General features: G+C 44.8%; 12 protein-coding genes and 1 pseudogene. 5 read left to right on the forward strand and 8 right to left on the reverse strand.

Annotated elements, in window-relative coordinates; all coding sequences use genetic code 11:
- Nucleotide 1: 1 nt before the first annotated feature.
- The 7 genes from GQA99_RS14230 to GQA99_RS14260 form a co-directional block, all read right to left on the reverse strand.
- On the reverse strand, nt 2-556 hold the full coding sequence (locus tag GQA99_RS14230) for an AraC family transcriptional regulator (protein WP_160054691.1): 555 nt from the start codon (nt 554-556) through the stop codon (nt 2-4).
- A gap of 65 nt (nt 557-621) precedes the next feature.
- Nucleotides 622-1,776 carry a DUF3570 domain-containing protein gene (locus GQA99_RS14235; protein ID WP_229785932.1) on the reverse strand — a complete coding sequence of 385 codons (1,155 nt, stop codon included), beginning with the start codon at nt 1,774-1,776 and terminating at the stop codon, nt 622-624.
- Nucleotides 1,763-2,023, reverse strand: coding sequence for a DUF4266 domain-containing protein (locus GQA99_RS14240; protein WP_160054695.1), 261 nt, complete (start codon nt 2,021-2,023; stop codon nt 1,763-1,765). Before GQA99_RS14240 ends, GQA99_RS14235 begins: the two co-directional genes overlap by 14 nt.
- Nucleotides 2,024-2,030: 7 nt before the next feature.
- Nucleotides 2,031-2,549, reverse strand: a complete 519-nt coding sequence (locus GQA99_RS14245; protein WP_160054697.1) for a TlpA family protein disulfide reductase — start codon at nt 2,547-2,549, stop codon at nt 2,031-2,033.
- Between the two features lie 52 nt (nt 2,550-2,601).
- The gene (locus tag GQA99_RS14250; protein ID WP_229785933.1) at nt 2,602-3,264 is read right to left on the reverse strand and encodes an outer membrane beta-barrel domain-containing protein; all 663 of its coding nucleotides are present in this window, start codon (nt 3,262-3,264) and stop codon (nt 2,602-2,604) included.
- The gene (locus GQA99_RS14255; RefSeq protein WP_160054699.1) at nt 3,234-3,974 is read right to left on the reverse strand and encodes an outer membrane beta-barrel protein; all 741 of its coding nucleotides are present in this window, start codon (nt 3,972-3,974) and stop codon (nt 3,234-3,236) included. Before GQA99_RS14255 ends, GQA99_RS14250 begins: the two co-directional genes overlap by 31 nt.
- A gap of 55 nt (nt 3,975-4,029) precedes the next feature.
- The gene (locus tag GQA99_RS14260; protein WP_160054701.1) at nt 4,030-6,660 is read right to left on the reverse strand and encodes an HzsA-related protein; all 2,631 of its coding nucleotides are present in this window, start codon (nt 6,658-6,660) and stop codon (nt 4,030-4,032) included.
- A 409-nt stretch (nt 6,661-7,069) separates the two neighbouring features.
- Between GQA99_RS14260 and GQA99_RS14265 the strand changes: the two genes are divergently transcribed.
- From GQA99_RS14265 to GQA99_RS14285, 5 genes are all read left to right on the forward strand, one after another.
- Complete coding sequence (locus GQA99_RS14265) at nt 7,070-8,338, forward strand: hypothetical protein (protein ID WP_160054703.1); 1,269 nt, start codon at nt 7,070-7,072, stop codon at nt 8,336-8,338.
- Nucleotides 8,339-8,340: 2 nt separating this feature from the next.
- Entirely contained in the window at nt 8,341-10,779 is a 2,439-nt protein-coding gene (locus GQA99_RS14270; RefSeq protein ID WP_229785934.1) for a LamG domain-containing protein, read from the forward strand.
- Between the two features lie 118 nt (nt 10,780-10,897).
- Complete coding sequence (locus GQA99_RS14275; protein WP_160054705.1) at nt 10,898-12,475, forward strand: general secretion pathway protein GspF; 1,578 nt, start codon at nt 10,898-10,900, stop codon at nt 12,473-12,475.
- Between the two features lie 246 nt (nt 12,476-12,721).
- Nucleotides 12,722-12,937, forward strand: a complete 216-nt coding sequence (locus GQA99_RS14280; protein WP_160054707.1) for a hypothetical protein — start codon at nt 12,722-12,724, stop codon at nt 12,935-12,937.
- 564 nt (nt 12,938-13,501) lie between these two features.
- On the forward strand, nt 13,502-14,164 hold the full coding sequence (locus tag GQA99_RS14285) for a hypothetical protein (protein ID WP_160054709.1): 663 nt from the start codon (nt 13,502-13,504) through the stop codon (nt 14,162-14,164).
- A gap of 544 nt (nt 14,165-14,708) precedes the next feature.
- On the opposite strand, the pseudogene GQA99_RS14290 reads toward GQA99_RS14285, so the two are convergent.
- Nucleotides 14,709-14,824 (reverse strand): annotated as a pseudogene (locus GQA99_RS14290) (IS110 family transposase); the annotation flags it as partial.

Here is a 14,824-nt window from a genome sequence, read left to right on the forward strand (position 1 = left end):
TTTACAACGCCCACTGTTCGACTTTGATATCAGCGCGATAGCTTGATTCACTGTCTTCGACTTTAAGCTCAATCATCACGGTTTCATCGGTTTTATCGAAGTTATGGCTAATCGCGCGTTGCACAGTACGACCTTCTGCATCATTACCGGTAAAAATAGCGGTTAACAGGTGAGGGCCCATTTTTAAATTGCCTAAGTAGATGCGTTGAATACCGCCTTGCTCTAGTGCCTTACGTTGACGCTCGGTATATAAAAAACCGCTAACATTATTGTCGTCAATTTTAAGCTCAACACTGTCGAGTTTAAGAAAACGCCCTACATCAACCGAGACAAAAACCGCAATTTGAGTGCTGGCCGGAAACAGTAAATCTTCTTCTAAAATAAACAAATCGCGATTGAGCTTTAGCACCTGGCTTTTAATGTCTTCAAGCTCAGATGCCAGCGCGCCTTTATTGGCGTCTTCAGCATGCACTGGCATGGCAAAAAAGCTTGCAAGCACTGCAGTGACAGCAAATAAGCGAGTTAAAAATGCACAACATTTACGCACGGTAGTCATAGGGTTAAGGCCTTGGCAATTTCGTTGTAGGATCAATCTTTTATCGATAACGTTAAATACAGACATTAAAAGTACACGCTAACAAAGGCGCGGATCACATTGGCTGAAAAACCATAAAAAGGTTCGCTACCGACTCCACCTTCTGCATTAGGGTTCCTAAAGTTATTGTATTGAAAATCTATATAATCCCATTGCAAAGACGCCTCTGAACGGGTATCGCCAAATGACATCGACGCGGGCAGCATATAGGTGATCCCTAAACCATAGGTAATGTCGCTAAAGTCACTTAACTCTTTGTCGCGCGCCATATAATTTTGCGCGTCACGGTAGGGGAATAAATCGCTGTAAAACTCCGCCTGAGTTTGCTGGTAGTAACGCACTTTTAGTTCTAGCTCTAAGCTGTCACCAATGGGATGGCGATAACCTACTTCAACGTCGCTGGCGGTGATTTCCCAACTGTCGTTAAAATGGCGGTAGTGAAAAAACAGCGCAGCGCGGTAAGGTAAAAAGTAACTGGCCGATAATTTTGCCGCAAACGAATTGCGGGTTTCTGGGTAGACTTCGGCTTGATACCCCACCCCCGATGGAATGCTGTTGTCGACATAACGCACGGTGCGATAAGGATTATTTAAGTAACCACTGTCGGCAATGGCCTCAACGTTGAAACTGGCTGTGAGGTTACGGGTTAAAATTTGATTAATGCCTGCGCGAATGCGGTATTGCTCGCTTTGTTCTTCAAAGATGTCATCGCCATTACGCTTAATCTCGTTGTCGCCGTAAGATAAACCCAAATTAAGATTGGTTAAGTCGCCAAAGGTGTCTTGTGACACATTAATGCTAAATGATTGGGCTAAATAATCGTCTTCATTGCTTTGGCGCAAATTAAGCGACATTAAGGTTTTGTCGTACAGGTATTCAACCCCGACCTGGCCTTCATGGCGTTTTTCGGTGTACGGACTGGCGGTGCTGACCACATCAACAGAGGCGGATGAAATGCTGTCCATATAATAGTAGGCGGTAATCGCCACCGATTCTGAGGCTTTTTTTCGCAGCATGACGGACGGACCATCAATGGTCATGCCTCCACCTTCGTAGCTGTGATAAAGCATATCGGCGCGATCGGGATCGAGCACCGCGGCTTGAGCCGTTAAGCTACCTATTCCAATAAATAAGACCGCGAAGAGTTTAACGCTTTTATTGAGCATATTAGTTACAACCACAACCACCCCCTCCGGTGCCTTCTGCGCCACGAGCTGATTCACGGCCTTCAAGTACGTGAGCCACATGCATACTGGCACTAGGGTGACGATTTAAGCGCATTATCGGATCGGCCAAATTTTGACGCTCGTAGGGCTTAACCCAGGGCTCAATGCCCATGCTCGAACAACCACTTAAACCAATAAGGCTGAGTAGGGCGATGCCTTTAAGCGACAAGGCGGTGAGGCGAGGTGATAAAGTGAATGTCATCGTCTATTTACTCTCTGATCAGCTGTTTAATGGCTGCGGCGTATTTTTTTTCATAGCCATCTTGATAGCCTTGAAACACAAAACGCACCTTGCCGTTACGATCAATCATCACCGTCGTCGGCATGGCTTCAACCTGATAGGTTTTAGACAAGGAGTTGGTTTGGTCAAAAAAGATAGAGAAGCTCAAATCAAGATCGGCAAGAAAGTCTTTACCGGCCTGGTTTTCTTGCTCGACGTTGACGCCCCACACTTGCACGCCTAGGTCTTGATACTTGTCTTGTAGCTTTTGCAGTACCGGCATTTCTTTACGGCAAGGGCCGCACCAGGATGCCCAAAAGTTGATTAAGATAATTTCACCGCGTTGTTCGGTTAAGTTAAGGTTAGTGCCTTGCTGGTTTTTTAAGGTGAAGTCGGGCGCCGCGTCACCAATAGTGAGCGCGTGTGCTTGCATCGACAACATCTGTACCGACAATAACAATACACCTAAGGCAATAAGACATTTACCGCTAAATCGACTGAACAACATTGAATTTCCTTATTGGTTTTTCTTTTGCGTACTGATTTGGCATCAATAACACTTAAAAATAAAAAGACACACCGGTAGCAAAATTGAGGTTATGGGTGGTTTTAGATTCGCCAGTAACCTCGGTGTTAAACAGGTAATCACTCATGCTTAAATCCCATGCTATCCAGTCGGTTAAAAACACCCGATAGTTGGCGGTTAAGTTAACGGTAAATTGCTCGTCACCGGCAAAGTCGGTGTTACCGCCACCGAGTTCAACTGAAAACACGCTATTAAAAACGGTGTCTTTACTGAAAAAGATTTCACCAGGTAGCAAGTTATAACCAATGTTTAAGCCGTAATAAGTTAACTCTCGCTCGTCGTCAGTTAACAATGGCGCGGCATTGGCCAGTTTTTCAAAACTGGTTTCACCGGCTTTAGCCTGGGCGTAGCGGGCTTTAACATAAAAGTGCTCGCTGATGTGATAACCCACATGTGCGCTGACCCAAGGGCTTGATTCAAAGTCTTCAATCGACATAATGCCGCCTTGAATACCCACTTCAAAATTTTCAGTGTCGAGCAGGTCGTCAAGCACATCGCGGCGCTCTACATCAGCTTTAACAGTGTTAGCGGTATCATCAGCGGCAAAGGCAGCTGAGCTTGGGGTTAATGCGCTCAACGCCAAGGTGCTGGCGGTCAGTAATGGCATTAAAAAAATACGCTGAATCCTATTTTCCATGTTTGGATCTCTTCATTTTCATCTCGGTCGGTTAAGGCTAACGAGAGTTTGTATTCGGCGCGTAATATAAAATTACGGGCAAGGTGGTATTTAACGCCTGCAGCGGCGCTCATTAGCGTGCTGCGACGTGATTCGGTGTCGGCTAAAACACTATGAGGTTCGGTATTAATGATCCCAGCGCCAACGCCGATGTAAGGCACAACAAGTAAATCGGGTATTGGGTGACTTAATAACATCACTTCAAATACATCACTGTCTGAAATGCTACCCAATGCTTTACCCGCTGATAACTCAACGCTAAAGACGGGGGTAAAGGCATAACCAGCAAATAGATTATAAAAGTTGGCCCCTTCTAGATCGCCATACATAACCCCAGCTTCAAATTGACGGTTTATCACGTCTTGTGCTGTGATTTGTGTGGCGCTAATGGCTTGACCGTCTTGAGATAAGCCCAATAAATCATCTTCATGAAACCAGCCTTCAACACCGCGTTTGTCTTTTACTTTTAACCAGGAGGTGCGTTTAAGTAATACGCTGACCATCTCGTTTTTTTCAATAACCGATACCACAGGGTAACCCGCGCTAGGGCCAGATCTGAGTTCAACAAAAGGTACGTCGATGCGTAATCTGGGATTGTCGTCAGCCTGCAATATTGGGCTTAAGCACAATAGTGTCAGTAGCAGGCAGGTGTTGCGTATGTAAGTCAGCATAATTCCCTATCGCAAAGTCTATTGCGCCAACGGATTTGGTTGGCACTGTGCTTTGTTAGTCCTGTGAGTAAAATGGCGTGTTGTAATATTGCGCGCCAATGTCTAGCCATTCGTTGAGCAATTTGAGCTCATCTGCCGACAACATTGTTTGATGCGTGGTGTTGTTCATCACCTCAAAAAATGTGTTGCTTGAGCGAGCGCCGTTAGTCGACAAAATGGCGGGTACATTGACCGTGGTTAGCACTGGAATAGGATTACCATCTGCGTCGAGAATAAGCTCGCCATTACTGTCAACCTGGTACACCACGTTGCCGTCAGCATCGAGGACTTCAATTAACCTGTCGATTAAAATGCCGTCGACTTCTTCTTGCTCTACATCGTTAAACAGCAGTTCGCGGTATGAGGTTAAATGGGCTGGCTCGTCGCTAGACGTTGAACTGACTAATGACAATTGCCCTGCAGGCACCTGGGCTGCGCCGTCGGCATCGACAATATTGTGGCAACTTGTACAGGTATTGTCGGCAACGATCATTTGAGTTGCTGTGTCGACAACAGGCCTTGCAAGATCCCACAGAGGTTGAATGTGCTCGACATAATTGATTTGTATGCGGCAATACGCGGTCCAGTTATCAAAACATTGGCTGCCATTTGGCGCTGGCGTGGCTAAATTGCTGTAGTTGAAATCAATGCTTGGATTGACCGCAGACAATACTGGATTGGTCCATATATCAAGATAGGAAAGACCCGCATTTAACTCGGCAAGACCATTGACCATTTCATCGGCCTCGGCCATGGTTTGCCCTTGCTCAGGAATAATATTACTGCTGGCATTAGGGTAAGCAGAGCCGCCAGTCGCACCTGCATTAATGCTGGTTGCCTGTGCGTCTAATCGCCCGTGAGGCAACTGACTGTTGGCGGTATGACAGCCGATACATTCTAAGGTTTCACCAGGAATTAATGTGATCCATTGGCTATGACGACCGCCGATACGCTGGCCATTAGCATCTAACACACTAATGGCTAACGGCACGTTGGCTGGCACTTTAATTTTCACCGAGCCATCGGGTTGAATAGGGCTATAACCTATGATTTCGCGCATGAGTTGATTGTTGCTGCGGCCAAAATCCGTGTTTGGAATGTCGCGCACCTCATCAGGCGGCATGGGCACGCCGCGAACAATACGTAAAAAACGTGCTGGTAAATTAGCAGCAGGCGTTTGAGATGGGTCACTTAAACGGCTTATCCCACCAATATTGGTTGTACTGTCAATACCGTCAAAGTCATACACGCTGCGAATGTGGATTGAGCTTGCTAGCTCCTGGCTAAGTTGTGAGTCGAGTTCATTACCAACCACTTTATCGGCAATAAAGCTTTTAGGCTGCGAGCTTGGTTGCAACACCACTGACTCAGTTAACACGGTTCCTTGAGCGGTTGTAGCAACTAACTGTTGGGTGTTTTCGGCGTTATCAAGTAGCCATAATTCGTATAACGGGTCGGCTTGAATGAGGTTTTCATCGGCCAGTTGCTCTGCGGTTAACTGGCCGCAAGCACGAATAACATCGTTGACCACCACTCGGCATAAATCCCAGCTCATTAAGTAACGTTGGCTGTTGTCGGGAAGGGGGAATAAGTGATTCAAGCGGCCGGTTTGAGACAGTTCCGTTGAAAATGAAAAGCTAAAGTCAGATAGTTCAGCGTCAGTAATGGCACTGCCCTCAGCACCCGATGTGGCTGTGGCTTGCTCAGCATCAATATAGTCATCAATGTTAATCAGCACGGGGCGTTTTTGAATCACGCTGTTATCTTGTGAGGTGAGTAGCATTAAAATCTCACCACCAGGCAGTTGTTGCGGCTTAACAAAATCAATTGATTCAGTTTGATCATCTAAACTCAGTTGGTGCGAATGCCAGCCAAAAACCAGTTCGTTGTCGCTGCCATCTGGGTTCATGCGGTATAAATTAACCCCATGATTAGCGCCCATTCGGTCCCAACGGCTGTATAAGATTTTGCCGCTTTGCAGTACTAGCGGATAAAAGTCGTGGCTTAAATTAAATGTCAGCTGCTTAATGCCAGTGCCGTCTGGGTCCATTACATGGATGTTGAAGGTTTCATTGGTACGGCTTTCATCTAATGCCGTGTATTGCGGTTTGCCTTCGTCGAGTAAAATGGCGCGCGATAAACGCTGACGAGTTGAGGCAAAAATAATTCTGCCGTCAGGCAAAAAGCTTGGCATTAAATCATCACCTTGCTCTGCCGTAACATCGCTAGTTATTACGCGTGTTAAGGTTTTGCTGGCAACGCGATAACGCCAAATATTCCACTTGGGCTGCTCATCATCGTCTGCATCGTCAATTTCTGGAGCGCGGATCGCCATCAGCATTTGTTGGCCGTCGTCAGAAACTGAAAGATCGCGAATATCAATAAGCTGATCTTCACCAAATAAGCTGGTTGTTAAGTTAGTGGCCGGAGAGTCGGCAAAGGCATTTCGTTTAATTAATAATTGCGCGCCAGGATTAAAATGAGCGGGATTGAAAGTGTCAAATTCTGCGGGTGATTGATCGACAGCGGTTAAATTGCGCTCGATATAAGCCACCGGATATTCCACAAGCACGGGATCAGGCTGTTCATCTTTAATTGCTGTTTCAGTATTACATCCTAGTAACAATGCAGTAACTGTAAACATCATTATGTTATAGCCTGAGGTCGGCCTCATTTGTTTTCCTTAACCGTTATTATTATTGTGAGAGTCTTAGCTAACCCCGATTAGACTTGACATTATTGCCTTGTAGGCTCAGTGTTTCAAGGCTTTTTATTAAATAGTTGCAATACTTTTTTTTGACGGTTCAAGGCACTTTTTTGACGTCAATCAATTGGCTGGCAGTGTCAAAAAAATTAACAAAATAAAAACTTTTAATGTGGCCCGTTGAATGATTTAATCAGCACCATTCGTTAGTAGTGCTGCTTAAAAAACACTCAAAGTAAGTCAGGGTAACAACATTTGCTCATTAAAAGAGATAATCAATGTTGATAAAACAAATTCGCAGTGCGGCACCGCAAGTTTATGGCTAAGACGTCAGTGTGAAAAAGGAGACAGTATGAAGGTTCGGCTTCGTACGGTAACAAGCCAGCGCTTATTATCTTATTTGGGAAAAACCATGCAGGTTAAGCATTTTATCAATCTATCGGCACTTGGGGCATTAAGCCTACTTTCTGCCAATGTAGTTGCAGGAAGTTTAGAGCAAGCTAAACAATTACATGACCGCATTGCAGGTGTTGCCGCGTCGGAAACAACCTTGCAAAGCATGGCGACATTACTCGATGACGGTAAGCCTATTGAAGCCGCTTATTTGGCAATGGAAACCCCTGCGTTTTACTCCACCACACTGAAACTATTTGCTACGCCGTGGACCAATATTGAACAAGATATTTTTGCGCCATTAAATGACTATTCTGCCACAGTGATTGGGGCCGTTAGAGATGATGTCGATTTTAGAGAAATCTTGCAGGCTGATATGGTGTATGTCGGTAAAAACAGTTTAAATTTACCCGCTTATAACCGTAATGATAATGCGCACTACCAAGCATTAGAAGACCAATTTATTGATTTAAAAGATGGTCTTGAGCGCACCACGCAATCAAGTTTAAACGGTTTGCCTTCATCGGCTACCGCTGGGGTGCTCACCAGCCGCGCCGCGGCCAAAGAGTTCTTTTATTTAGGCACTAACCGCGCCATGTTCCGCTTTACCTTAATGAACCATTTATGTACCGATTTAGAGCCGCTTAAAGACAATACGCGTTCAACTGACCGTATTCGCCAGGATGTGAGCCGAAGCCCTGGTGGCGACAGCCGTTTGTTTATTAATAACTGCTCAAGTTGTCACAGCGGTATGGACCCATTAGCACAAGCATTTGCTTACTATAATTATGAGTTTAATCTCGAGCAGGATCCAACGGGTGAAAGCGGTTCAATTGCTTATAACACCAGCGGTCAGACCGATCCCGACACGGGCACTCGCGTACAAGGTAAATACCACATTAACTCGACCAGTTTCCCTTATGGGTTTGTGACGCCAAACGATGAGTGGCAAAATTATTGGCGCCAAGGGCCCAATCAAAAATTGGGTTGGGACAATAGTTTATCTGGCCAGGGTAGCGGCGCTAAGTCGTTAGGGCAAGAGCTGGCTAACAGCAATGCCTTTGCACAATGTCAGGTGAAAAAAGTATTTAAGTCAGTGTGTTTGCGTGATGCAGAAAGCCAGGCCGATATTGCGCAAATTAGCGCAATAACAGCCTCTTTTAAGCAGAATGCTTACCAGCTTAAGCGAGTGTTCGCTGAAGTTGGCAACTATTGTATGGGAGAATAGGCATGAAATTTTTAATGATTAAACGCCTTGTTATTGTCTCATTATTATTTGGCCTAACTGCATGTGGCGGTGGTGATGTTGAAGAAAATCCACCTGCTCAGCAAACTCCAACTTCTGACGTATACACAGGTCCAGCAGCGGCAACCGCGGATATTCAAAAATACAAAACGTCATTGTGGGACAATATATCGACTCAGGATAAGTGCGGTGCATGTCATACAGAAGGTAACCAAGCCCCTTATTTTGCCAGCCGTAATGATGTTAACGACGCTTATGCCGCTACCAACCCATTGGTTGACTTAACCGACCCAAAAGCTTCGCGTTTAGTCAGTAAAGTCACAGGTGGGCATAACTGTTGGTTGGCCAGTGATTCAGCTTGTGGCGAAACCATGACTCAGTGGATTAAGTTATGGGCTGATGACCGAGTGAGCACAGCCAATACTATTGAATTAACAGCCCCCGTTATTCGAGATCCAGGTTCAAGCAAAAACTACCCAGATGACAGCAGTTTATTTAGCCAACATGTTTATCCGGTTGTGTATCAACATTGCGCTTCTTGTCATAGCGAAGGCGTGCAAGCGGCACAGTCGCCCTTTTTTGCCAGCAATGATATCGAACAAGCGTATGAAGCCGCAAAAGGGGTGATGAATTTAGATACCCCAGCACAATCACGATTAGTGGTGCGCCTAGGTTCGGAGTTTCATAACTGTTGGAATAACTGTTTAGACGACAGTATTGAAATGCGCGATGCGATTACTGCGTTAAGTGACGGCATTGAACTCGATGAGATCTCACCGGATATGGTGGTGTCTAAATCGTTACGATTAACGGATGGTATTACCGCATCAAGCGGTGGCCGTTTTGAAACTGACGTGATTGCGCTGTACCAATTCAAAACCGGCGAGGGCACCATTGCCTATGACACCTCGGGTATTTCTCCTGCGGCAAACTTAACCCTTAGTGGTGATGTCGATTGGTTAGGCGGCTGGGGATTGTCATTTACCAATGGTAAAGCGCAGGCTAGCACCGCCAATAGTAAAAAATTGTACGATTTAATTACCGCAACGGGTGAGTTTTCGATTGAAGCCTGGGTCACCCCTAATAATGTGACTCAAGAAGGGCCTGCCCGCATCGTCACTTATTCAGCCGGTGATGACGCGCGTAACTTTACCCTTGGGCAAACCCAATATAATTATGATTTTATGCTCAGAACTGAAGCATCAAGTAGCAATGGTGAGCCAGCATTGAGCACCCCCGATGCCGATGAAGTGCTGCAAGCGACGTTGCAACACGTAGTGATGACTTACAACGCCACTAACGGTCGCAGTATTTATGTGAACGGTCAGCTGATTGATGCGGTTGATGAAGATATTGCTCCATTAGCAAATTGGGATGACAGCTTTGCGCTAATTTTAGGCCGTGAAGCGTCTAATCAACATGTATGGCAAGGCGATGTTCGCTTACTTGCGCTTTACAACAGGGTTTTAGCACCTGAGCAAGTGCAACAAAATTATGAAGTGGGCGTTGGTGAAAAGTTCTTTTTACTGTTCTCAATCAGTCATCTCATCGATTTACCCAATACTTATGTGATGTTTGAGGTAAGCCAATTTGATAATTACAGTTATTTATTCAGCAATGCTGCGATTGTAAATATTGACGGTACGCCAGTGAGCGACAGTTTTGAGGTAAAAGGCTTACGTATTGGTATTAATGGCAAAGAAAGCGCTCAAGGTCAGTCGTACGTTAATCTCGACTTGTCGGTATCATCAGGCCAGGTGCTTGCTGAGCCGTTTTCTATCTCGGCACTTGGCACCATTATCGCACTTGAAAAAGGCGCGAGTCAGGATGAGTTTTTCTTAACCTTTGAGCAATTAGGCGAGCACAGTAATGTGGTGCTACCTGGCGTATTTGTTACCCCAGCAGAAGTACCAGCCACAACTGAATCAGCTCAAGTGGGTGTGCGTAACTTTGCTGAAATTAATCACAGTATGAGTGTGCTAACCGGAGTGGCACAGCAATCAACCAAGGTGTTTGCCACTTATGAGTTGGTTAAACGTCAATTACCTAGCCTTGAGAACATTGAAACCTTTATTTCAGCGCAGCAAATGGGCATCACCCAATTAGCGATCGCTTACTGTGACTCGGCAATTGAAGATAACACTATACGCAGTAATTGGTTTCCTGATGTTGATTTTACTGCAGTGCCTAGCGTGGCATTAAGTGCGGCTGATAGAGGTAACTTGCTTAATCCATTAATCAATCAGTTAATGCCATTGTCATTGAGTAACCAACCTAGCCAAAGCGATGTGTATGCAGAATTAGACAGTTTGGTGACCGGCTTGTCGGTGTGCAGTGGTACGTGTAATGCCGAGCGCACTCGAACCATTGCTAAATCAACCTGTGCTGCGGTATTGGCCAGTGCTGTCATGCTAGTGCAATAGGGGCCGCAGATGATAAATATATTAACCACCGCGCAATTGGGCTTTGTTCAATTGATGCATGCACCACTGAACAGCACTGCAAATGTTGCCGTAAAACAGAGACAAAAAGGATCCAACAATGACTAAATCAAAGCATCTTCATCCAGACAGTCCATTGTTGTTTGCCGACCACCGTAAACCCATGACTCGACGAGAGTTTATTTCAACGGGTTTATACAAAGGTGGTGCGGCGGTTGCGGGATTATCCTTGTTTAGCATGTTTGCTAATCCTAACAATGCGCATGCGGCATTGTCTCCAGATCTTGAAGCATTAAGAGGTTCTTGCGGCATTAGCGTTCAAGGTGCGGGTAAAATTCCATTTATTAGTTTTGATTTGGCTGGTGGCGCTAACATTGCCGGCTCAAATGTATTAGTTGGCGGCGCGGGTGGCCAGCAAGACTTTTTATCTACAGCTGGTTACAACAAGCTTGGTTTACCGGGTGACATGGCGCCATCGATTGCTAATCCTAATGCTGGCATGTCTGATTTTATCAATACCGATTTAGGTTTAGCATTTCATTCTGACTCGGCGTTTTTACGCGGTATTTTAGAAAAGGTTTCTCCAGACACTGCATCGCGCATAAACGGTGCTGTGATCCCAAATCGCTCAGATAACGATACCGGTAATAATCCACACAATCCTATGTATGCTATTGCGGCAGCAGGCGCGAATGGCTCGTTAATGCCGTTGGTGGGTTCGCGTAATTCTGACTCGGGTGGCAATTCAATGGCGCCAACCAGTTTTATTGATTTAAGCATGCGACCAACCAAAATTGACAGGCCGTCTGATGTCACCGGTTTGGTGGATGTGGGTGACTTATTTAGTTTACTGTCGCAACGTGATGCAGTGGCGGTGATGGAGAGTATTCAACGCATTAGCGCACAAAAAATGGCGGCGGTAAATACTCAGGTTACCCGTGGCGATGTGATTAAAGATTTAGTCAATTGTGGCTATGTTAAAAGCGCTGATTTAGCAGATCGCTTTGGTGACCCTTCAACCTTAAATCCGTTATTAGATCCAGATATTGTTGGTCCTGGTGGCATATTTGGCATAAACGAATTTGATTCTGAATCAGAGTTTCAAAAAACAGCATCAATTATGAAGCTAGTGGTGAATGGCTTTTCTGGTGCTGGTACGGTCACTATGGGCGGGTTTGATTATCACACTGGCGAGCGGGCAACCGGTGAGTTACGCGATTTACGTGCAGGTCGCTGTATGGGAGCCTGCTTAGAGTATGCATCGCGTCGCAATATGCCGTTAATGTTGTATGTGTTCAGTGATGGCTCTGTTTCAAGTAATGGCCGTATTGATGACTCAATGGAAGGCCGTGGTAAAGGCGAGTGGACGGGCGATAATTCTTCAACCGGAGCCTCGTTCTTTTTGGTGTATAACCCGTCTGGTAAACCCCAATTAATGGGCGGCAATGACGACCAAATGGCGCAAAAACAACAAATCGGCTTTATGCGCTCTGATGCGTCAGTCGATACCGCCTCCGCCCCGTCGGCTAATAATGTGAATTTGTTGGTGGAAACGGTACTGCTTAATTACATGGCATTACACGGAGAACAAGGCCAATTTACCTCAGTAGCCCCAATGCAAGGGTTAGGTAATGCCACTATGCTCGACTCGCTAACCGCGTTTCAACCGATAGTGTAGGGAGTGTTACTGCGCCAGAATTTTATACTGGCGTATTAAAACACTTTTTAATATATCGCTAGCTCGCATGGATGCGGCTGAATCACCTCAAGTTCAAACGCTTCTGTAACACGCTGCAAGTACATCCTTGTAAGCTCGGCCATGACGTCCATGTCATGGACGGTCACAGCCGAGCTTGCAACCGAGGCTCTATTTCTTCGTTGCTGGCTTTGTATCGGCTTGATGTGTTGCTAAATTGGCTCATGGATGTGGCAGAATCACCTCAAGTTCAAACACTTCAGTGACACGCTGCAAGTACATCCTTGTAAGCTCGGCCATGACGCCCATGTCATGGACGATCACAGCCGCGCTTGTACTCAAGGCTCTATTTCTTCGCTGCTGGCTTTGTATCGGCACAGAAGTGTAGCTAAATATTGGCTCATGGATGTGGCAGAATCACCTCAAGTGCAAACACTTCTGTGACACGCTGCCAGTACATCCTTGTAAGCTCGGCCATGACCTCCATGTCATGGACGGTCACAGCCGAGCTTGCACTCGAGGCTCAATTTCTGCGTTGCTGGCTTTGTATCGACAAGAAATATTAGCTCGTAGATGTGGCTGAATCACCTCGAACAAAGGGGAGAGATTAACCTCAAGCATCACATGCTGCGCATGTAAAAAAATCAAAAGCGTTAAAAATAAAATCAGTATGAATACTTTTATATGGTATGTACTGATTTTATGTACAGTTATAATGGATTTTCATCGATTTGCGCTAAAGAATGATTAACAGTCGTTCTTTCGTTGTATCTGTTTATCAATTGAGAAATCGTAATTGTCTGATATTGTTATCTTTAGTTTTTTGTAAAGTGAAGGCAAATTCTACTTTACGCGCAAGCACGGTTTGTTTTTGCATGTTAGACATAATTAATTGCTTTACTTCAATAAGATAGCAAATGTAGGATGATATTAATCAATAACTTGAACGGCCGACTTTAAATTTATTTAGCCGTTCAATAAGCTTTTATACGTGTAATTGGAGTCAGAATGCCTTGTAGATTATTTACAGCCCTTTTTTTGATAAATTGCATTACTTGTGCAAATGCAGAAAAGCTAAATAATTATGAGCTGGATTTACTCAAATCCCAATACTTTAAAAGTAAAACCACCTTCTCCTCAGTGAATGCTCAAAAATACCTCGTTGATGGAAAATGGAATACATATGTGCGAGTAATGGTTAATCCTCGCCTTTCGACGAAAAGAATATGTAAGAGTAACATAGCCGATTTAGAGTTTGAATATCTCGAAAACGATGTACCTAATTATAACTACCCTAAGGATTATCATAAATCTACCATGGCATGGATTCTTGATAAAAAAGAAAGTGTCTGCAAAAGTTATGCATATGGTACAAAAATGATAGCGAGTAATTTAATACCTGAACGAGATCTATTTAATATTTTGAGCAATAAAACCGACTTAGTTGAGATCGCACTTCTAAAAGAGCCTAAGCTTCGTTCTGTTTTTACAACGTATTTAAAAGAAAATAAGCTAAAGGTTTCCAGTTTAGAAATCACAACAAATAGAGCTAATGATAATGTCTATAATGCTCAAATTGATTTCGGTGTAAAGTGTCATGGACTATCTGTTTATTTTGAAATAGAAAAAGAAAAATTTGTTGTGGAAAGTGTTTTTGAGGTTGTGTGTTAACACGTATGACAAGCACTTCAAACGGACAAAAAAACAGTTAGTTAGGTTCCACTCCGCTTCACATTATAACCAACTTTTTTTGTCCGCTTAAGTGGGTGTTGGTGCGTCAAGCGAAGCTTTGGCCTAGAACATGGCTGGCCTAGAACATGGCCATATATGGACGCTCCCGGTGAGTCAAGACAATACTCTGCTCACCGAAGGCTTTTTGGCCTTAGTTTTCTGTACAACATTCTCACTCTTATCGTTGCTTTCGATGCGCTCATTTACCGCTAGAAGCGGTTGTACTGCCATATATACGGGCTTAACAGCCAAGCTGCGCCCCTAATGAAATTCGTACCACTGCGCCGGTCAATTGAAACACCCATGCGGATTAGGTTTTTCCTATCCTTGGCCTATTCGGGCTAGCACTGGTTGGACTGAGCCATTTCTTCATCGTTAACAACAACCTTGGTGAGTGTTTAATGTGCTATCTTGCGGCTCATATCACCCAGTCGGGTTAACTACCCTTGGCAAGACCGAGCTCTGCAAGATAGCGACAACGGGGTTAACAAGTACCATGGCTTGCTCCTTGATTTGCAGTATATTGCGGAGCATAAGGCACTTGTTTTTGTAATAAAATCCATATCAGTCTGGCGAGCCTATGAGCAGTGGCTACCACCG

Origin of the sequence: Shewanella litoralis (genome assembly GCF_009828585.1) — a bacterium.
GTDB classification, from domain to species: Bacteria; Pseudomonadota; Gammaproteobacteria; order Enterobacterales; family Shewanellaceae; genus Shewanella; species Shewanella litoralis.